We start from the raw sequence: 18,874 nt of genomic DNA, 5'->3' as shown, positions 1-18,874 counted from the left end.
GTGCAGGTCACGGTCCGCCGCGTGACGACGGCGCAGTGAGCATCGGTTGCGCCTCGATGCACGCGTCGGCCGGTTCGCGAGCCTCGTCGCGGCCTCGCCGTCGAGCGCGGCGAGCGCGGCGCGGCGGCGAGCGCGGCGCGGCGGAGGACTTCGAGCATCGCGACCTCCGTCGAGAGCAGGCCGCGCCGCCGGTGCGTCAGCGAACCTCCGTACGCTGCCGTCATGGCTCGAGCGAACGGAGCACCACCCCGGCCGATCGCCCCCGGAGACGTCGTCACCGGTTGGTCCGTGGACCTCGGAGAGTGGACGGCCGTGCAGGTCACCCCGGGCTCGCCTGGGGAGCACGGGTATGTCGGCGTACTTGCGCTGGGCTGGTCTGGCACGCGTCCGGCGACCATGGCGGACCTGGACCAGGTGGCGCCGGTGCGCCTGAGCTCCGGTCAGTTCGACAGCTCGCTGGCGCATCACAACGCACCCTGGCTGCTGCCCCGGAGTGCGCAGGTCATCGGTGCACTTCCTCTCCTCGCGACCCGGCGGTCGTGCACCTTCGGTGCCGACTGGCACATGGGCGCTGACCTCGCATGGCAGCGGCTCCATGAGGCCGGTGTCGAGGATGCGGACTGCCGACCCTGGGCCGCTCGCCTGAAGGGTGACGACACCATGGCGCGGCCGGCGGGCACATCGGACGGCGTGCGCGAGGTACTGGTGACCGAAGCCGACGAGCTCGACTGTGCATGGCTCGTCGATACCTTCCCAGCGGCCCAGCGGCTGTTCCTCTACGCGCGCAACCTGGGGACGCTTCGCCACGCCCGCCGCCTCAACGAGCTGAGCGACCTCCGCGAGATCTCCATCTTCAACTTCTTCGAGATGGATGCCGAGGACGTGCTTCAACCTGCTGCGGTCCCGCGACTGGAGATCCTGACCCTCGTGGGCATCCCCCGGGACTACGCGACCGCCACCCGTGCCCGGTGGCGCCGCGAGGTCCGGAACGGCACGGCGCTCGAGGTGCGAGGCGCGCGGACGCCGGAGTGGATCGTCGAGAACAGGGCGAACCCGCTCCGCGACTGGGACCAGCGCGAACACATCACTGCTGGGGAGTACCGCCGCTCGCTGGAGGAGTACCGCCGCGCCCGCGCCGCGATCTGCGAGGCCTTCACGAGCTTGCCTGCAGCGGAGCTGCCGGTGGCGATGGAGCGGATCGGTGTGCGGTTCGCCGAAGCGATCAACGCTGCCTGCGCCCGGACGGCATTCGTCGAGACCGAGGAGCGCGACGACCTGCTCGATGCACTGGCCGCAGCGGTGGAGACCGCGGGCGGACCCGGGGCGGCCGAAGGGCCGATCGGCCATGCACTCCTCCACGCGGTGAACGCCCACCGGGAGTGGTGATCCATGTGCTCCGCACCAGGATCGCGCGGCGTCGCAAGCGGCCGGAGGAGCGGGGCCCGCGGGCACCGTCCGACGTGCGACGTCCTCGCCGACCCTCTGCGCGCGCCGACATGGCCGTAGCCCGCGGTCACCCGTCCGGGTGGTCAGCCGCTCCCGCCGTGCGCCTTCTCCGACCTCTTCGTAGCGTGGGCGACCGCATCCCCACCCCACGAAGGAGGAGACCGGCATGGCAACCATCGAGCAGACCGTCGAGGTGCGCGCCCCGATCCGCACCGTCTACGACCAGTGGACGCAGTTCGAGGAGTTCCCGCGCTTCATGGGCGGGGTCGACGAGGTCACGCAGCTCGACGACCGTCTGACGCACTGGCGGACGTCCGTCGGCGGCGTCACGCGCGAGTTCGACGCGGAGATCGTCGACCAGCACCCCGACCAGCGCGTCGCGTGGCGCAGCGTCGACGGCACGACCCACGCAGGTGCGGTGACGTTCGAGAAGCTGGACGAGGGCCGCACGCGGGTGGCGGCCCGGATCGACTGGGAGCCCGAGTCGGCCGTGGAGAAGGTCGGCGCGGCGGTCGGTCTGGACGACCGGCAGGTGCGGGTCGACCTCGAGCGGTTCCGGAAGTTCGTCGAGGACCGGGGCGTCGAGACGGGCGCCTGGCGCGGCACGGTCGACTGAGGTCGTCACGACGCCGGCGCGGGGACAGTCGTCCCCTCGCCGGCGTCGTCGCGCGTGGGCCCGTTGTCGCCCCACGACGCGCGGCCCGGACTCCCCGACGACCGTTGCATCTCGGCGGAGGCCTCAGGGCGAAGGAGTGGCAGGGCGCCGTCCGGCGTCCGCGCGGCGTGGCGCCCGAGGCGTCGGCCGCGACCGTCGTCCGCAGGAGCACACCATGACGAACCGCCGCGCGCTCTCCGTCCTCGTCGTCGCCGCCCTCACCGCCGGGGCGGGCGTCGCGCTCGCGCCCGCCGCTGCCGCAGCCCCGACCGGCACGTCCAGCCTCGCCGCCCTGCTCGCGTCGGACGGCGACACGTTCGACCGCAGCTGGCGGGACTTCGACGTCCTCGACCAGGCCGTCGGTGCCGTCCTCGCCGCGAAGCCGTCGAGCCCGGTCGCGGTGCTCGCCGACGGCTCGGTCCCGCTGACCGCCTTCCTGCCGACCGACCGCGCGTTCCAGGTCCTGGCGAAGGACCTGACGCACCGGTGGTACCCCACCGAGGAGCAGGTGTTCACCGCGCTCGCGGGGGCCGTCGGCATCGACGCGCTCGAGCAGGTCCTCCTCTACCACGTGGTCCCGGGAGTCACGATCGACTCCGCGACCGCGCTGGCCAGCGACGGCGCCGCGCTCACGACCGCGCAGGGCGGGACGTTCACGGTGGACGTGCTCGCCCCGCGGTGGGCCGTGGTGCAGCTGCGCGACCAGGACCGCAACGACCTGAACCCGTTCCTCGTCCCCGGTCGGCTCGACCTCAACGCGGGCAACGTGCAGATCGCGCACACCATCACGTTCGTGCTGCGTCCCACCGACCTCTGAGCCGTCACTGACGCGTCCCCGCGCCGGTGCCCGACCGGCTCCCCCGCGAACGGACGCCGGGCCTGCCCGTCCGCCGGCCCGGCGTCCGTTCCCGTACCCGCGCAGATCCGGTTCCGGCGGGTGCATCCGCAGGGCGCGCGACGGCGGAAGAGGTGGTGTCAGCACATCGGCCGCCCGGCGCTCCGCACCGGGCCAGTCCTCGAAGGACGCACCATGCGCGCACGACCTCTTGCCGGCCTCGCCGCCGGAACGCTCGCCCTCGTCACGCTCGCGGCGGTCCCCGCCTCGGCCGCCGACACCGCCCAGCTGTCGGTGTTCCACGGCGTGCCGGGGCTCACCGTCGACGTGTGGGTCAACGGCGAGCGCACGCTCGACGACTTCACGCCCGGGTCGATGGCCGGACCGCTGGACCTCCCCGCCGGCACCTACACGGTGGCCATCACCGCCGCGGACGCCGCGGACGCGAGCTCGCCGGCCATCGGCCCGGTCGACCTGGCGCTCGCGGCCGGCAAGAACTACACCGCCGCCGCGCACCTGGACGCGGCGGGCGCCCCGACCGCGACGCTGTTCACGAACGACATCTCCACGACCGCCGCCGGGCAGGGGCGTCTGACGGTCCGGCACGTCGCCGCGGCCCCCGCGGTCGACGTCGTCGCCGGTGGTGCCGCGGTGGTCAGAAACCTCACCAACCCGAAGGAGCAGGTGCTGAACCTGCCGGCAGGGACGGTGTCCGCGAGCGTGACCGCGGCCGGGACGACGACGCCTGCGCTGCTCGGCCCCGCCGACGTGCCGGTCACCGAGGGCACGAACACCATCGTGTACGCGTGGGGCAGCGCCACCGCCTCGCCCGCGACGCTCGCGCTCGCCACGCAGACCATCAGCGGCCTGCACGGCAACCCGTCCGGCGTGAACGCCGGCCAGGTCGGCCTCGCCGCCGACGGCGGCACCCCGGTCTGGCCGTTCGCGGTCGCCGCCCTGGCCGTCGCAGGTCTTGCCGGCCTCAGCATCGCCCGTCGGCCCGTGCCCGAGCGGGGCTGATGCTGCCGACCCGCACGTCGAGGCCCGGGGAGCGCGGCACGCCTCCCCGGGCCTCGGCCCGCGCACCGCGAGGGCGCCGGCTCGCGGTCGTGGTCGCCCTGGCGGCGGCGCTCGGTCTCCTCACGGCCTGCAGCACGCCGGCAGGCCCGGTCGGACCCGCCCCTGCGCGGCCGTCGTCCGCGCCCCCGGGGCCGTCAGCGGCGTCGCCCCCGGTGCCGTCGGTCCCGGTGCACGACGCCGCCCTGGGCGCGCAGACCGCACCCGCCGCCCCACCGCCCCCTGCGCGGCTCGTGGTGCCGGAGGTGTCGATCGACATGGCCGTCGACGCCGTCGGCGTCCTGGACGACGGCGAGATGGAGATCCCCGAGGATGCCGACCGGGCGGGCTGGTACCGCTTCGGGCCAGCGCCCGGCGACGCCGCGGGAGCGACGGTCCTGGCGGCCCACGTCGACAGCAGGCGCACCGGGATCGGCCCGATGGCGCGGCTGCGGGAGGTCGAGGTGGGCACGACGCTCACGGTCACGACCGCCGACGGTCACGAGCACGGCTACCGCGTCGTCGACGTGGCGAAGGTCTCGAAGGAGGGGGCACCGGTGGACCAGTGGTTCGACCGCGCAGGGCCGCCGCGGCTCGTGCTCGTGACCTGCGGCGGCACGTTCCGCCGCGACATCGGGCACTATACGGACAACGTGGTCGTCACCGCCGAGCCGCTGGGTGGGTAGCCGTGACGATCGTCGAGCGGACGCCGGCCGGACGGGGGCCGACGAGTGAGGAGCTGCCGGTGAGCGCAGCCGGGTCCCCGGACCCGTCCCGCGCGCCCACGGGCCGGCGGTCGGACCCCGACGGCGAGGGCGTCGAGGAGCTCGGCGCGGCGTTCCTCGCGGGGGACGAGACGGCCGTCGCGGAGGCGTACCGGCGATGGTCGGCGCTGGTCCACACCGTGGCGCTGCGGTCGCTCGGCAGCGTGTCCGACGCGGAGGACGTCACGCAGCAGGTGTTCGTCGAGGCCTGGCGCAGCCGGCTCCGGTTCGACCCGGAGAAGTCCCGACTGCCCGCCTGGCTGCTGGGCATCACGCGCCACGTGGTCGCCGACGCCCACGAGCGGCGCGCGCGGGAGCGCCGGCTGCGGGACAGGACCGGGGCGTCGACGCACGGCGACCCGGTGACCGCCGTCGACGAGGTGGACGGCCGGGTCGTCGACCGGGTGCTCGTCTCCGACGAGTTGGACCGCCTCGGCGACCCGCAGCGCACGATCCTGCGGCTGGCGTTCTACGAGGACCTCACGCACGACCAGATCGCGACCCGGCTCGACCTGCCGCTCGGCACCGTGAAGAGCCACGTGCGGCGTAGCCTCGCCCGGTTGCGGACCCGATGGGAGGTGGATGGTGCCGTTCGATGAGTCGCACGTGGACGACGACGTGCTCGCGCTCCTCGCCCTCGGGGAGAGCACCGGGTCGGCGTCGGACGTCGCGCACGTCCAGGAGTGCGAGCGGTGCGCCGACGAGCTCGCCGCGCTGCGGGACGTCGTGGCGCTCGCCCGGTCCGGGGGCGCGTCGGCGCCGCTCGTGGCGCCCGACCCGGCGGTGTGGCACCGGGTCGCGGACGAGCTGAACCTGCGGCCCGAGGTCCGTGCGCTGGTCGCGTCGCCGGCCGCCGAGCCGCCCGTCGCGCAGCCCCACGAGCCGTCAGGGCCGGTGGAGCGGGACCCGGTAGGACAGGCGGGGCCGGGTGCGGCGGTCGTCGCCCTCGACTCGCGACGTGTCCGCCCGTGGGCGGGGCGCTGGGTCGCCGGTGCAGCCGCTGCGGGCCTGGTCGTGGGCGGTGTCGGTGCCTGGTGGCTCGCGCACCGCGAGCAGCCCGCCACGGTGCTGGCCACCGCGACCCTGGAGCCGTTGCCCGGCTGGGACGCCGCCGGGTCCGCAGTGGTCGAGACGTCCGCCGACGGTGCCCGCGTGCTCGTCGTCGACCTCACGAAGAGCGGCACGGGCGACGACGGGTTCCGTGAGGTGTGGCTGCTCAAGCCCGATGTGAGCGGGCTCGTCAGCCTGGGCACCCTCGACGGGTCGACCGGTCGGTTCGACGTGCCGGCCGGCCTGGACCTGCACGAGTACTCGGTCGTCGACGTCTCCGAGGAGCAGTTCGACGGCGACCCGGCACACTCGGGCGACTCGATCGTGCGGGGTCCCCTGCAGGCATGAGGTCGCGCCGGCGTGCTCGGCCGCCCGGTCGACGGGTGAAGAACGGTCGCCGGCAACGCCGCTCCGTCCCGGTTCGCCCCGCTTCTCCGGCCCCTGGCCCCGGTGTGGCTGTGACTCCTGACACAGGTGCCCAGGTGGCGTTCCTACACTGCGCCGATGCCCCGCTCCCCCCGACCCTGGCCGTCGCTCGTCGCGGCGCTCGTCGTGCTCGCGCTCGGCGTCGGCGTCGCCCTGGGGGTCGGGCAGGCGCTCGGCCTCAGCTTCGAGCCTGCCGACACCCCGGAAGCGGCGCAGGCGGGAGGTGCGGCGACGGCCGTCGTCGCACCTCCCCCGATCGCGCGCATCACCGTCCCGCCCGGTGAACGGGTCGCCCTCGCGGCGACCGCCGTCGCGGACGCCCTGGCGGGTCGCGGGCTGCCCGCGCCGACCGTCACCTCGGGGACCGCCGACGCCGACCTCAGAGTCCGCGTCGTGCCCGCGTTCGACGACTCGCCCGAGGCGTACCGGGTGCAGGAGACCGACCCCGGGCGGTACGCGCTGGAGGCCGCCGGACCCGCAGGGGCCGCCGCGGGGCTGTACGCGGTCGCGGACCGGATCCGCTCCGGCGCGCCCGTGGTCCCGGCCGGCACCGGTGGCACCACGCAGTCACCGCGCCTCGGGCTGCGGCTCACCGACTCCGGCTCCGTGGGCCGGGAGGCCGACGAGGACGCGTTCGCCGCCGGTGACGACTACTCGCTCAACACCGACGTCGTCGCCGGGGCCGTCCTCCCCGCCGCGCCGTGGGTGGACGCGCAGGCCGTCGCGCGGATCGACGGGCAGTTCCGCCAGCTCGTCCAGCACGCGCTGCGGGAGGGGTACAACGGCGTCGTCGTGCCGGGCTTCCTCGAGTACGTGTCGTTCAGCGGCGTCGGCGACGGGCACGACGTGTACCCGGCGGGCGACCCGCACGTGGAGCGGGCCGCCGCGATGGTGAAGGCGTTCGGGCCCGTGTTCCGGTACGCGCACGACATGGGCATGCACGTGTACCTGCTGACGGACATGCTCGCCGTGTCGCCGCCGCTCGAGGAGTACCTGGACCGCGCGGTGGGCGGGCTCGACGTCGAGGACCCGGCACTGTGGTCCGTGTACCAGGCAGGGCTGTCCGAGCTGTTCGACGGCATGCCGTTCGTGGACGGGCTCATGGTGCGGATCGGCGAGGGCGGCGGCGTGTACCAGGCCGGCTGGGACTACTCGTCGCGGCTCGCGGTCACCTCGCCCGCGGCGGTCCGGACGATGCTGCGGGCCCTGCTCGAGACCGCCGGTGCGCACGACAAGGACCTGATCTTCCGGTCGTGGACGGTCGGCGTCGGCGCCGTGGGCGACCTGCACACCAACCCCGCGTCCTACGACGCCGTGCTCGGTGGTCTCGACGACCCGCACCTCGTCGTCTCGACGAAGTACACGATGGGCGACTTCTACAGCCACCTGCCGCTCAACCCGACGCTGTCGGTCGGCTCGCAGCGGCGCATCGTCGAGCTCCAGGCCCGCCGGGAGTTCGAGGGGTTCGGCGCGCTGCCCAACGACCTCGTCGCCGAGCAGGGGCAGGCGCTGCGGCACTTCCTCGCGGCGAACCCGCACGTCGAGGGGATCTGGAACTGGACGCAGGACGGCGGCCCGCTGCGCGCCGGGCCCATGACGCTGTACCTGCGGACCGGGTTCTGGCAGATGTACGACCTCAACACCTACGGCGCCGCCAGGCTCGCGTGGGACCCGTCCCTGTCCGCCGCGCAGGTCACGGCCGACTGGGTACGGCAGAACCTGTCGGAGGACCCGGCCACGGCCGACGCGGTGGCGGCCGCCTTCGCGACGTCCCGGGAGGCGATCACCCGCGGCCTCTACATCGGCCCGTTCGCGGACCAGAGCGTCAAGGCGCTGGGTCTCGAGCCGCCGCCCATGATGTGGATCTTCGAGTGGGACGTGGTCACCGGCGACTCCGCCGCACTCGACAGCATCTACGCGGTGAGCCGCGACGACCTCGACGGCGCCATCGCCGACGGGACCCGGGCGGCCGAGCTCGCCGCGGGCATGCGCGACCAGGTGGCACGGACCGACCCGTCGACGTGGCGCTCCCCCGACCTCTACCGGTCCTTCGTCGACGCGCTCGACTACGAGACGAACCTGCTGGGGACGCTCGCCGCCTACCGCACCACCGTGCTGCGGCACGCGCAGTGGCTCGACACCGGCAGCGCGACCGCCCACGACCAGTGGCGGCAGGCCGCCCTGCAGTACGAGACCGCACGGGCCGAGCACGTGTCCCGCTACTCCGGCGACCTGGCCCTGCCCGCGTACAGCTTCACCGCCGCCGACCTCGGCAGCGCGCGCGCCGTCCGCGACCCTGCGATGGCGTGGCTCGCCCGCGCGCTGCTCGGCATGACCGTCGTCGTGCTGCTGCTCGGCTCCGGGGCGGTGCAGGGCCGGCTCCGGCTGTCCCGCGCGCCGGGCGCCGCGGCGCTCCGGGCGCTGCTCGTGGCGGTCACCCGGCCGTGGCGGATCGGGCAGGTCGCGGCGCCGGCGGGGCGCACGGACCGGCTGCTCGTCTGGGCGCTGCCCGCGGCGGTGCTCGTCGCGAGCAGGGCCGTCTACACCTGGTTCGCCGCGCCGGCGCACCTGCTCGTGACACTCGGCGCCTGGGTGCTGCTCGCCGCGCTCCTGCGCGTCGTGGTCGGGCGGCGTGACCCGTTCCACCTCTGGGCCGCTCTCGGCGGCGTGGTGCTGCTGCGGACCGTCGTGCTGCTCGTCGCCCTCGCGCTGCGGGGCCCCGGGCACTACTGGTTCGCCTTCTGGACCGCGCCGGGGTCGCGGACCGTCTACGTCACGGTCGCGTTCGCCGCCTTCTGCTGGCTGTTCGTGGTCGTGGCGCTCGTGCTGCGGCACGCGTACGGGATGGCGTCCGTCCGTTCGGCCGGCACCACGGCGGCCGTCGGCGGGCTCGTGCTCGCCCTCGTCGCCGGGAGCATCGCCGCGATCGGGCTCGAACGTGCCCTCACCGTGTGGAACGACCAGATGGCGCTGCTCCCCTGGGGGCTGTCGCGGATCCTCGGCATCACCGTGTACCTCGGCATCCCCACGTCGCTGCCCGGTGCGCTCACCGTCGTCGGCCTCACCGTCGCGGTCGGGGGTGCCGGGCTGGCCCTGCTCGGCCGTCGTGGCGCCCGTCCGGACGCCGCCCGAACCGGATCCCGCGGACCTGCCGTGCCGGCACGCGTCTGACCAGGGCGAACGTCACCGCACACCCGACGACGGGCAGGTCGGGACCTTCGCCCCATCAAACGGCGCCCCTGGGTCAATAGCGTCGTGGTTGTCGCATTCCACGATCTCCAGCGTCGGAGCGACACCCACCACCCGTTGCCAGCTCAAGGGGAGCCCACGGTGACCGTCACCGAGTCCAGCACGTCGCGCACGTCCAAGGGCCGCAAGGCCGACACCGCCACCGCAGCCGTCGGCGCCGCGGTCACGCCAGCGAGCGCCGCTGCACCGGTCCCCACCGAGGCCGAGATCGCCGGCGCCATCGACGAGCTCGTCGCGAACGCCACCAAGGCGCTCGCGGAGTACGCACGGTTCACGCAGGAGGACGTCGACCGGCTCGTCAAGAAGGGGTCCGTCGCGGCGCTCGACCAGCACGGCCAGCTCGCCAAGCTCGCCGTCGAGGAGACGGGCCGCGGCGTGTTCGAGGACAAGGCCGTGAAGAACATCTTCGCGTGCGAGCACGTGACCAACTCGATGGCCGACCTCAAGACGGTCGGCGTGATCAGCCGCGACGACCTGCGAGGCATCACGGAGATCGCCGAGCCCGTCGGCGTCATCTGCGGCGTCACGCCGGTGACCAACCCGACGTCGACCGCGATCTTCAAGTCGCTCATCGCGCTCAAGACGCGCAACCCGATCATCTTCGCGTTCCACCCGAGCGCCCAGAAGTCCTCGATCGCCGCCGCGAAGGTCGTCCGCGACGCCGCTGTCGCCGCGGGTGCGCCGGAGCACTGCATCCAGTGGGTCGAGACCCCGTCGATCGGCGCCACCAACGCCCTGATGAACCACCCGGGCGTCTCCACGATCCTCGCCACCGGTGGCAACGCGATGGTCCGTGCGGCCTACTCGTGCGGCAAGCCCGCGCTGGGCGTCGGGGCCGGCAACGTCCCCGCCTACATCGAGAAGACGGCCAAGCTGAAGCGCGCGGTCAACGACGTGGTGCTGTCCAAGGCCTTCGACAACGGCATGATCTGCGCGTCGGAGCAGGCCGTGATCCTGGACGACGTCATCTACGACGAGGCGATGCGCGAGTTCGCCGTCCTGCACGCCTACCGAGCCACCCCCGCCGAGAAGGCCCAGCTCGAGCAGTTCATCTTCGGCGTCGACGCCGAGGGGTCGAACTGCGCGGAGGCCAAGCTCAACCCGACGGTCGTGGGGCAGTCGCCCCAGTGGATCGCCGAGAAGGCCGGGTTCAGCGTGCCGGCCGACACGTCGATCATCCTCGCCGAGGTGTCGAGTGTCGGGCCGCAGGAGCCGCTGACACGCGAGAAGCTCGCGCCGGTGCTCGCGGTGCTGCGCGCGACCTCGACCGAGCACGGCATCAGCCTGGCCGAGCAGATGGTCGAGTTCGACGGGCTGGGCCACTCCGCGGCCATCCACACCCGGGACGACGCCCTCACCGAGGAGTTCGGCAGCCGGGTCAAGGCCGTCCGGGTCATCGCCAACGCCCCGAGCTCGCTCGGAGGCATCGGCGACATCTACAACGCGTTCATCCCGTCGCTCACGCTGGGCTGCGGGTCGTACGGGCACAACTCCGTGTCCAACAACGTCTCGGCGGTGAACCTCATCAACGTCAAGCGGGTCGGTCGGCGCAACAACAACCTGCAGTGGTTCAAGGTCCCGGCGAAGACGTACTTCGAGCCGAACGCCATCCGGTACCTGTCCGACATGGCCGACGTCGAGCGCGTCACCATCGTCACGGACGCCACGATGACCACGCTCGGCTTCGTCGACAAGATCATCGACGTGCTGAACCGCCGGCCCAACAAGGTCGCGCTGCAGATCATCGACCAGGTGGAGCCCGAGCCCTCCGTGCGGACCGTCCAGTCCGGGGCGGCGCAGATGCGCCACTTCCGGCCGGACACGATCATCGCGCTCGGTGGCGGCTCGCCGATGGACGCCGCGAAGGTCATGTGGCTGCTGTACGAGCACCCGGAGATCGACTTCTCCGACCTCAAGCAGAAGTTCTTCGACGTCCGCAAGCGGGCGTTCAAGTTCCCGGTCCTGGGCGAGCTGGCCCAGCTCGTCTGCATCCCGACCACGTCGGGGACCGGCGCCGAGGTCACGCCGTTCGCGGTGATCTCCGACCCGGACGCCGGCAAGAAGTACCCGCTCGCCGACTACGCGCTGACCCCGTCGGTCGCGATCATCGACCCGGTGCTGACGTCGAAGATGCCCGCGTCGCTCGCCGCCGACTCCGGCTTCGACGCCCTCACGCACGCCACCGAGGCGTTCGTCAGCGTCTACGCGAACGACTTCACCGACGGCATGTCGTTGCAGGCCATCCGCCTGATCTTCGACAACCTCGCGATGTCGGTGAACGGCGACCCCGCCGACCCGGCGACCAAGGACGCCCGGGAGAAGATGCACAACGCCGGAACCATCGCGGGCATGAGCTTCGGCAACGCGTTCCTCGGCATCGTGCACGCCATGGCCCACGTGGTCGGTTCCACGTACCACCTGGTGCACGGCCGGACCAACGCGACGCTGCTCCCCCACGTCATCCGCTACAACGGCACGGTGCCGACCAAGCTCACGAGCTGGCCGAAGTACGAGCACTACGTCGCACCGGAGCGGTTCCAGCAGATCGCGGCGATGCTCGGACTGCCCGCATCGACGCCGGACGAGGGCGTGGAGTCGTACGCGCTCGCCGTCGAGGCGCTCCGTTCCAAGGTCGGCATCCCGTCGTCCTTCCAGGCGCAGGGCGTCGACGAGCGGGAGTTCGTCGCCCGGCTGGACGAGGTCGCCATGGGTGCGTACGAGGACCAGTGCGCCCCGGCCAACCCGCGGATGCCGATGATCGACGACATGAAGGACCTGATGACCGCGGCCTACTACGGAACGTCGCTGGAGGACGTCCGTACGCGCCGCAGCGAGCAGCAGGAGGCCTGACCCTCCGGCGAACGCCCCGGCTCCCCCTCTGCCGGGGCGTTCGCACTGCTCGCCCCTGATGCCTCGCCCGGCCGACCACACCCGCCGGGCGAGGCATCGCCGGGCCGACCACACCCGCCGGGCGAGGCATCGCCGGGCGAAGCCGGCGACGGGCAGGCAGACTGTGCGGACCCGACCCCCAGGAGGACCCCGTGCCCCCGCTCGGCCCCCATGCCACGCGCACGACGCGCACCCGCACGATCGCCCGCCTCGCAGCCCTGACGCTCGGCGTCGGAGCGCTCACCGGCCTCACGGCCTGTTCCGACTCGGACATCGACGACGCCGCCCAGCAGGCCAAGGAGGCGGCGAGCAGCGCCCGCAGCGCCGTCGACGAGGCGCGCCGGTCCATCGACGACGCGCGCAGCCAGGCGCAGGAGGCGAAGGACGAGATCGACGCCGCCAAGGAGAAGCTGGGCTCGCTCGACGCGAACGCCCGGGCGCAGGCCGACGAGGCGGTCGCTGAGTCCCAGCAGGCCGTGACCGACGCGCAGGCGGCGCTCGACGCCGCGCAGGCGGACGGCACGCAGCAGAGCAAGCAGGCCATCGCCGACGCCCAGGCGGAGGTCGACGCGGCCCGGCAGAAGCTCGACGCCGCCAAGGCGGACGCGGGCGGGGACGCGGCCGACGCGCTCGACGACCTCTCCCAGGAGCTGGCGACGCTCGGCGACGACCTCAGGACCGCGTCGTCCAGCTGAGCACCACGCCTCGGGCGGGGGTGGCGCGGGCGGTCGACGCCTGCGCCACCCCCGGTCGGCGGCCACCCGGGTGACGGACGCGCCGTTTCGTCGTGAATGCCCCCGCGCACCTGGGTGATTCCGGGGCTTCGCGGCGCGGGACGTTGTTCCGGCCGTCGCGGGTGCCGATGGTGGAGGTATGGCTGACAGACATCCGGTGCGCGTCCCGCGCAGGCACCACGTGGAGTGGTGGGTGCTGAGCGCCTGGGCATCGATCGCGATGCTGGTCGTCGTCGGCGTGATGGCGGCGGCGGGCATCGTCTGAGGTCGTGACCAGGAGGCGCCGCGACCACGAGGCGCACCTGCACCGGCCTATCCTCGCCGGGTGAGCATCCCCACCGCCCTGCACCCGCGCTGGCGGGACGTGGCCCGTGCGACGGGCCTCCTGACGCCGACGGGTGACGTCCGCGCGACCGTGTTCGCGGAGATGTCGGCGCTGGCCGCCCGCACGGGCGCACTCAACCTCGGGCAGGGGTTCCCGGACGTCGACGGGCCCGCGTCCGTCGCGCAGGCGGCCGCGGACGCCATCGCCCGCGGCGACAACCAGTACCCGCCCGGGCCGGGCATCCTCGCTCTGCGCGAGGCGGTCGCGGAGCACCAGCAGGCGCACTACGGTCTGCGGTTCGACGTGGACCGGGAGGTGCTCGTCACGGCCGGCGCCACGGAGGCCCTGGCGGCCACGGTGCTCGCGCTCGCCGGGCCCGGCGACGAGGTGCTCACGCTGGAGCCGTTCTACGACGCCTACGCGGCCGTGGTGGCACTCGCCGGCGCCACGCACACCACCGTGCCGCTGCGCCCTACGCCCGACGGCTTCCGCCTCGACGAGGAGGCGCTCGCGGCCGCATTCACGGACCGGACCCGTCTGGTGCTGCTCAACACGCCGCACAACCCGACAGGCACGGTCCTCACGCGCGACGAGCTCGCCGCCGTCGCCCGGCTCGCGGTCGCGCACGACGTGGTCGTCCTCACCGACGAGGTGTACGAGCACCTGCTGCTCGGTGACCGGCGGACGCGCCCGCAGCACGTCCCGATCGCCACGCTCCCGGGGATGGCGGAGCGGACCCTGACCGTCTCGTCCGCGGGCAAGACGTTCTCGTTCACCGGCTGGAAGATCGGCTGGGTCACCGGTCCCGAGCACCTGGTCACGGCCGTGCGGACGGTCAAGCAGTTCCTCACGTACGTCTCCGGGGCGCCGTTCCAGCCCGCGGTGGCGTTCGCGCTGCGGGACCCGGCCGTGGCGGCCTGGGTCGACGGGCTCGCCGACTCGTTGACCAGCCGGCGGGACCGCCTGTGCGCGGGGCTCGTCGACGCCGGGTTCCGGGTGGTCCGGCCCGACGGCACCTACTTCGTGCTCGCCGACGCCGGGCCGCTCGGGTTCGACGACGGCGAGGCCCTGTGCCACGCCCTGCCTGAGCTCGCCGGCGTGGTCGGCGTCCCGGTCTCCGCCTTCACGCACGCCGGGTCGGAGGCGGACCGCGCGCTGCGATCCTGGGTGCGCTTCACCTTCGTCAAGCGGGACGACGTGCTCGACGAGGCGGTCCGCCGGCTGCAGGCGCTCCGGACGCGCTGAGCCCGACGGGCACGGACCCGGCGGGCGGTCGGGTCAGGCCGCCCAGGCACCGCCGCGGCGGTAGGCGGGTGTGGCCACGGCGAGCACGAGCAGCGCCGCGACCGCGGCACCCACCATGACACCGGCCATCGCGGTGGCGTCGCCCCCGAGCAGCCCGGACAGCGGGCTGATCACGGCCGACACCCCGATGCCGACCGCACCGATGAGGGCGGCCGCAGTGCCGGCGATCTCGCCGTGCCGGCTGAGCGCGAGCGCCGAGGCGTTCGGTGGCGCGAGGTTCACCAGGGCTAGCACGAGCCAGAGGGCGACGAGCAGGCCGACGAGACCTCCCCATCCGGTGATCGCGACCGCGAGCAGCCCGAGGGTGCACGCCACGGAGAGCGGCAGTGCCACCCGGATGATGCGGATCGGCGCGACGCGGCGCACGAGCGCGGCATTGACCTGTGCACCACCGACGAGCCCCAGCCCGTTCACGGCGAACAGCAGCGAGAACTCGTGCGCGGAGAGCCCGTACCCCTCCTGGAGGACGAAGGGGGAACCGACGACGTAGCTCATGAGCACCGCGTTGCCGAGCCCCGGCATGAGGGCCAGCGCGACGAAGTGCCGGTCGCGGAGCAGGCGCAGGTAGCCGGACATCGCGGTGCGCATGCCGCTGCCGCGCCGCCGCTCGGGCGGCAGCGTCTCGGGCAGTCGGCGCCACACGACCAGCCACAGGGCCACGCCGAAGAGCCCGAGCGCGCCGAACACGCCGCGCCAGCCGACCTCGCCGGCGATGAGCCCGCCGACCGACGGCGCGAACAGCGGCGCGACCCCGATGACGAGCATGAGGCGGGAGATCAGCCGTGAGGCGTCCGACCCGACGAACCGGTCGCGGATCACCGCCATCGCCACGACCGTCGCCGCGGCGTTGAAGAAGCCCTGGGCGGCCCGGATCCCGATGAGCGGCACGATCGCCGGGGCCAGCGCGCACAGCACCGACGTGACGACGTGCAGCGCGACCCCGATGAGCACGGGTCGACGCCGGCCGAACCGGTCCGACAGGGGCCCGATCACCAGCTGGCCGACCGCGCCGCCGACCATCATCGCCGTCATCGTCAGCTGGGCGGCCGTGGCGGACGTGCCCAGGTCCCGCGCGACGTCCGGGAGCGACGGCAGGTAGATGTCGTTCGAGATCGCCGGGAGCGCGCACATCATGCCGAGCAGCAGGACGTACCTCGCGTCGGGCCGGAACGCCGGGGCGGCGGCGGTGTCCGAGCCGCCGTCGAGCGCTGGACCGGCGCCGTCGAGCCGGCCGGTGGCCGCAGCGGCGTCGTCGAGGTCCGGGCGGGACGGGTTCGGGACCGCGGGCTGACGGAGGGGACTCAGGTGCGTGGTCATCGGCTGCTCGGCGAGGGTCGGTGGCGGGTGGGTCGGGGGACGGTTCGAACACTCATCGTGATCCAGTCTCACACCGCCGCCCCCTCCGACGCGAATCGATTCGACCCAGACGGACCAGAGGTGTTGCGCACGTCACGCCGTGGTCGACGACGCGGTCGCCGGGACGTCATGCGCCGGTCAGGCGCCCGTCAGGACGACGTCACGCGCCGGTCACGACGTCGACGAGGTCACGACGCCCGGACCGCCTCGGCCAGCCGGGCGACCGCCTCGGGCAGCAGCGCGTCCACCAGGTTCCCGTATCCCAGGACGAGCGCCGCAGGTCGACCGTCGGGCACGACGCGGTACCGCCCGGCAGGGACGACGTGCACGTGCCGCCGACCGGCAAGCCGCACCACCCGGCCCTCCTCGACCCCGTCCGGCAGCGCGAGCACCGCGTGCAGACCGGCCGCGACACCGGTCACGGGGAGCGCGGGCAGGTGAGCCGCGAGCGCCTCGAGCAGCGCCGCGCGGCGCCGGCGGTACCGGGTGCGGGCGGCGCGAAGGTGGCGGTCGTAGGAACCGTCCCCGACGAGCGACGCGAACGCCAGCTGGTGCAGGACGGACGGCGGGCTCACCGACGGGTCGAGGCCCGGGCCGCCATGGCGCGTGCTGGAGCCAGCTGCACCCGCGGGGGGCGAGCTGTTCAGGAGCCAGCGAGGGCCGACGAGCCAGCCGATGCCGAAGGCGGGCGCGAGGGTCTTGCTCACCGATCCGATGAGCACGACCCGGTCGGGAGCGAGGCCCTGGAGGGCGGCGACCGGCCTGCGGTCGTAGCGGAACTCGGCGTCGTAGTCGTCCTCGAGGACCACGCCGTCGACGCTGCGCGCCCAGCGCACGAGGGCCTCCCGCCGGGCGGGTGCCAGGACGCTGCCTGTCGGGAACTGGTGTGCCGGGGTGACGAGCACCGCCCGCGCACCCGAACGCGCCGCGGCCACGGCCAGCGCGTCGGTGTCGATCCCGTCGGTGTCCACCGGCACCGGGACCGGCGTGAGGCCGACGTGCTCGGCCACGTGACGCAGCACCGGCCACCCCGGGTCCTCGACGAGGATCGCGCGATGGCCGTCGGCGACGAGCGCGCGTGCGACCCGCGCGAAGCCGTCACTCGACCCGTGCGTCACCACGACGGCGTGCAGATCCGCCACGACCGCCCGCGACGTCGCCAGCCGCGCCGCGAGGACGGCGCGGACCTCGGGTGCGCCGAACGGGTCGGTCGTGAGCAGGTCCGACGCCGGCGCCGTCATGACGGCGTCCCGCGCCGCTCGCGCCCAGGCCGCGCGCGGGACGTGGCGCAGGTCCGGGACGCCCGGTGCGAGGTCGTAGCGCGGACGCGCCGACGGTCGTGGAGCCACGGCACGCGACCCGCTGCCCACGTCCCGCGGCCCGCCCGACCACCGGCCGGCCGCCGGCGGCTCGAGCCATGCCGCCGCGCCGACCCGGGTCGCGGAGCCGGTGCGCGCCTCGAGCACCCCGTCGGACACGAGCTCCGCGTACGCCTGCGTGACCACCCACCGCGACACACCGAGGCTCTCGGCGAGGGTCCGGCTGGCCGGGAGCGTGGAGCCGGTCGCGAGCCGACCGTCTCGGATCGCCGTCCGCACGGCGCGCGTGAGCTGGTCCCGCAGCGGGCCGGTCCCGTCCAGCGCGATCAACGGGTCACCGCCGGCGGCCGAAGCGGTCTGGCTTAGTGGCATGGATGTGGACCGTAGCACCGAGCCGCTTCCCTCGTACGGTGGACGGGCCGCACCGAGGAAGGGCGGCGGCGCAACCACGAGGAGTCCCCATGGAGTACCGCACGATCGGCACCGGCAGCGCTGCCGTCGAGGTCAGCGCCCTGTGCCTGGGTGCCATGAACTTCGGCACGAGCACCCCCGAGGCCACCGCCTTCGCGATCCTCGACCGCTTCGTCGAGGCCGGCGGCACGTTCGTCGACACCGCGAACAACTACAACGCGTGGATCCCGGGCGGCCACGGCCGCGAGAGCGAGGACGTGCTGGGCCGGTGGATCCGCTCGCGAAGGGCCCACGACCTCGTCCGGGTGGCGACCAAGTGCGGCGCCGGCAAGAAGGACCCCACCCTGCCCTTGTCCGGGGTCCCCCCGACCAACTTCGAGGGCCTGGGCGCCGACGTGGTGAAGCGCGAGGCGTTCGAGAGCATGCACCACCTGGGCGTCGACCGGCTCGACGTGCTGTACGGGCACGTCGATGACCGCGCGACCTCGCTGGACGAGACGGTCGGCGCGTTCGGCGAGCTCGTCTCCGACGGAGTGGTGAGGGTCCCGGGCATCTCGAACGTCACGGTGTGGCGGGTCGTCGAGGCACGCGCAGCAGCCGAGCGGCTCGGGGTCGCGCCGTACGCCGTCGTGCAGCAGCAGGGCGGCTACCTGACCCCGTCCCCGCACCCCTTCCGGTCCAACTGGATCACCGGCGACCTCCTCGACTACGCGGCGTCGACCGGCACCGAGGGCCGCCCCCCGCTCACCGTCGTCGCCTACTCGCCGGTGCTCAAGGGGGCGCTGTCCCGGGACGACAGACCGTTGTCAGGAGGCACCGACCACGTCGGTGGCCGGCACCGCCGCCAGGTGCTCCGCCAGGTCGCGCACGAGCTGGGCGTGAGCCCGGAGCGGCTCGCGCTGGCGTGGCTGATGGGCGGTGACGTGCCGGTGGTGCCGCTCGTCGGACCCAGCACCGTCGAGCAGCTCGACGACGCGCTCGCCGCCGTCGGCCTGGTGCTCGACGACGAGGTCCGGGCCCGGCTCGAGGAGGCCTGAACCCGCCGCCCGCGCCG

General features: G+C 73.9%; 15 protein-coding genes. 13 read left to right on the top strand and 2 right to left on the bottom strand.

Going from position 1 to position 18,874, the window contains the following annotated elements; translation table 11 throughout:
• Positions 1-288 precede the first annotated feature (288 nt).
• The 12 genes from ACVW07_RS16985 (at position 289) to ACVW07_RS16930 (ending at position 14,674) form a co-directional block, all read left to right on the top strand.
• Positions 289-1,386 carry a hypothetical protein gene (locus tag ACVW07_RS16985; protein ID WP_456820392.1) on the top strand — a complete coding sequence of 366 codons (1,098 nt, stop codon included), beginning with the start codon at positions 289-291 and terminating at the stop codon, positions 1,384-1,386.
• 226 nt (positions 1,387-1,612) lie between these two features.
• Positions 1,613-2,062 carry an SRPBCC family protein gene (locus ACVW07_RS16980; protein WP_456820391.1) on the top strand — a complete coding sequence of 150 codons (450 nt, stop codon included), beginning with the start codon at positions 1,613-1,615 and terminating at the stop codon, positions 2,060-2,062.
• 214 nt (positions 2,063-2,276) lie between these two features.
• The gene (locus ACVW07_RS16975; RefSeq protein ID WP_456820390.1) at positions 2,277-2,918 is read left to right on the top strand and encodes a fasciclin domain-containing protein; all 642 of its coding nucleotides are present in this window, start codon (positions 2,277-2,279) and stop codon (positions 2,916-2,918) included.
• A gap of 213 nt (positions 2,919-3,131) precedes the next feature.
• On the top strand, positions 3,132-3,956 hold the full coding sequence (locus tag ACVW07_RS16970) for a DUF4397 domain-containing protein (RefSeq protein WP_456820389.1): 825 nt from the start codon (positions 3,132-3,134) through the stop codon (positions 3,954-3,956).
• Positions 3,956-4,678 (top strand): class F sortase, encoded by a 723-nt coding sequence (locus ACVW07_RS16965; protein WP_456820388.1) that lies wholly within the window; start codon positions 3,956-3,958, stop codon positions 4,676-4,678. The genes ACVW07_RS16970 and ACVW07_RS16965 overlap by 1 nt, the downstream gene beginning before the upstream one ends.
• A gap of 59 nt (positions 4,679-4,737) precedes the next feature.
• On the top strand, positions 4,738-5,355 hold the full coding sequence (locus tag ACVW07_RS16960) for an RNA polymerase sigma factor (protein WP_456820387.1): 618 nt from the start codon (positions 4,738-4,740) through the stop codon (positions 5,353-5,355).
• Positions 5,339-6,154: an anti-sigma factor gene (locus tag ACVW07_RS16955; RefSeq protein WP_456820386.1), complete on the top strand. Its 816-nt coding sequence runs from the start codon at positions 5,339-5,341 to the stop codon at positions 6,152-6,154. The genes ACVW07_RS16960 and ACVW07_RS16955 overlap by 17 nt, the downstream gene beginning before the upstream one ends.
• A 156-nt stretch (positions 6,155-6,310) precedes the next feature.
• Complete coding sequence (locus tag ACVW07_RS16950) at positions 6,311-9,403, top strand: hypothetical protein (protein ID WP_456820385.1); 3,093 nt, start codon at positions 6,311-6,313, stop codon at positions 9,401-9,403.
• Between the two features lie 159 nt (positions 9,404-9,562).
• Positions 9,563-12,331: a bifunctional acetaldehyde-CoA/alcohol dehydrogenase gene (gene adhE, locus ACVW07_RS16945; RefSeq protein ID WP_456820384.1), complete on the top strand. Its 2,769-nt coding sequence runs from the start codon at positions 9,563-9,565 to the stop codon at positions 12,329-12,331.
• Between the two features lie 191 nt (positions 12,332-12,522).
• Positions 12,523-13,065, top strand: a complete 543-nt coding sequence (locus ACVW07_RS16940) for a hypothetical protein (protein WP_456820383.1) — start codon at positions 12,523-12,525, stop codon at positions 13,063-13,065.
• A gap of 178 nt (positions 13,066-13,243) precedes the next feature.
• Positions 13,244-13,369 (top strand): molybdopterin oxidoreductase, encoded by a 126-nt coding sequence (locus tag ACVW07_RS16935; protein WP_456820382.1) that lies wholly within the window; start codon positions 13,244-13,246, stop codon positions 13,367-13,369.
• 60 nt (positions 13,370-13,429) lie between these two features.
• Positions 13,430-14,674, top strand: a complete 1,245-nt coding sequence (locus ACVW07_RS16930) for a pyridoxal phosphate-dependent aminotransferase (protein WP_456820381.1) — start codon at positions 13,430-13,432, stop codon at positions 14,672-14,674.
• Between the two features lie 33 nt (positions 14,675-14,707).
• On the opposite strand, the gene ACVW07_RS16925 is transcribed toward ACVW07_RS16930, so the two are convergent.
• Entirely contained in the window at positions 14,708-16,051 is a 1,344-nt protein-coding gene (locus tag ACVW07_RS16925) for a multidrug effflux MFS transporter (RefSeq protein WP_456820380.1), read from the bottom strand.
• A gap of 227 nt (positions 16,052-16,278) precedes the next feature.
• A complete protein-coding gene (gene pdxR / locus ACVW07_RS16920; RefSeq protein ID WP_456820379.1) occupies positions 16,279-17,781 on the bottom strand; it encodes a MocR-like pyridoxine biosynthesis transcription factor PdxR in 1,503 nt (500 codons plus the stop codon).
• Positions 17,782-17,870: 89 nt separating this feature from the next.
• On the opposite strand from pdxR, the gene ACVW07_RS16915 reads away from it, so the two are divergent.
• Positions 17,871-18,857, top strand: coding sequence for an aldo/keto reductase (locus ACVW07_RS16915; RefSeq protein WP_456820378.1), 987 nt, complete (start codon positions 17,871-17,873; stop codon positions 18,855-18,857).
• The last annotated feature ends 17 nt before the right edge of the window (positions 18,858-18,874 follow it).

This window comes from Cellulomonas sp. URHB0016 (genome assembly GCF_054057935.1).
Note: the sequence above shows the minus strand (reverse complement) of the source record. Positions and strands in the feature narration are given on the sequence as shown.

Bases quoted from the DNA above. Each gene is read 5' to 3' on its own strand.
- ACVW07_RS16980 (WP_456820391.1), top strand. From the start codon at position 1,613: ATGGCAACCATCGAGCAGACCGTCGAGGTGCGCGCCCCGATCCGCACC.
- ACVW07_RS16975 (WP_456820390.1), top strand. From the start codon at position 2,277: ATGACGAACCGCCGCGCGCTCTCCGTCCTCGTCGTCGCCGCCCTCACC.
- ACVW07_RS16970 (WP_456820389.1), top strand. From the start codon at position 3,132: ATGCGCGCACGACCTCTTGCCGGCCTCGCCGCCGGAACGCTCGCCCTC.
- ACVW07_RS16965 (WP_456820388.1), top strand. From the start codon at position 3,956: ATGCTGCCGACCCGCACGTCGAGGCCCGGGGAGCGCGGCACGCCTCCC.
- ACVW07_RS16955 (WP_456820386.1), top strand. From the start codon at position 5,339: ATGGTGCCGTTCGATGAGTCGCACGTGGACGACGACGTGCTCGCGCTC.
- ACVW07_RS16950 (WP_456820385.1), top strand. From the start codon at position 6,311: ATGCCCCGCTCCCCCCGACCCTGGCCGTCGCTCGTCGCGGCGCTCGTC.
- ACVW07_RS16935 (WP_456820382.1), top strand. From the start codon at position 13,244: ATGGCTGACAGACATCCGGTGCGCGTCCCGCGCAGGCACCACGTGGAG.
- ACVW07_RS16925 (WP_456820380.1), bottom strand. From the start codon at position 16,051: ATGACCACGCACCTGAGTCCCCTCCGTCAGCCCGCGGTCCCGAACCCG.
- pdxR (WP_456820379.1), bottom strand. From the start codon at position 17,781: ATGCCACTAAGCCAGACCGCTTCGGCCGCCGGCGGTGACCCGTTGATC.
- ACVW07_RS16915 (WP_456820378.1), top strand. From the start codon at position 17,871: ATGGAGTACCGCACGATCGGCACCGGCAGCGCTGCCGTCGAGGTCAGC.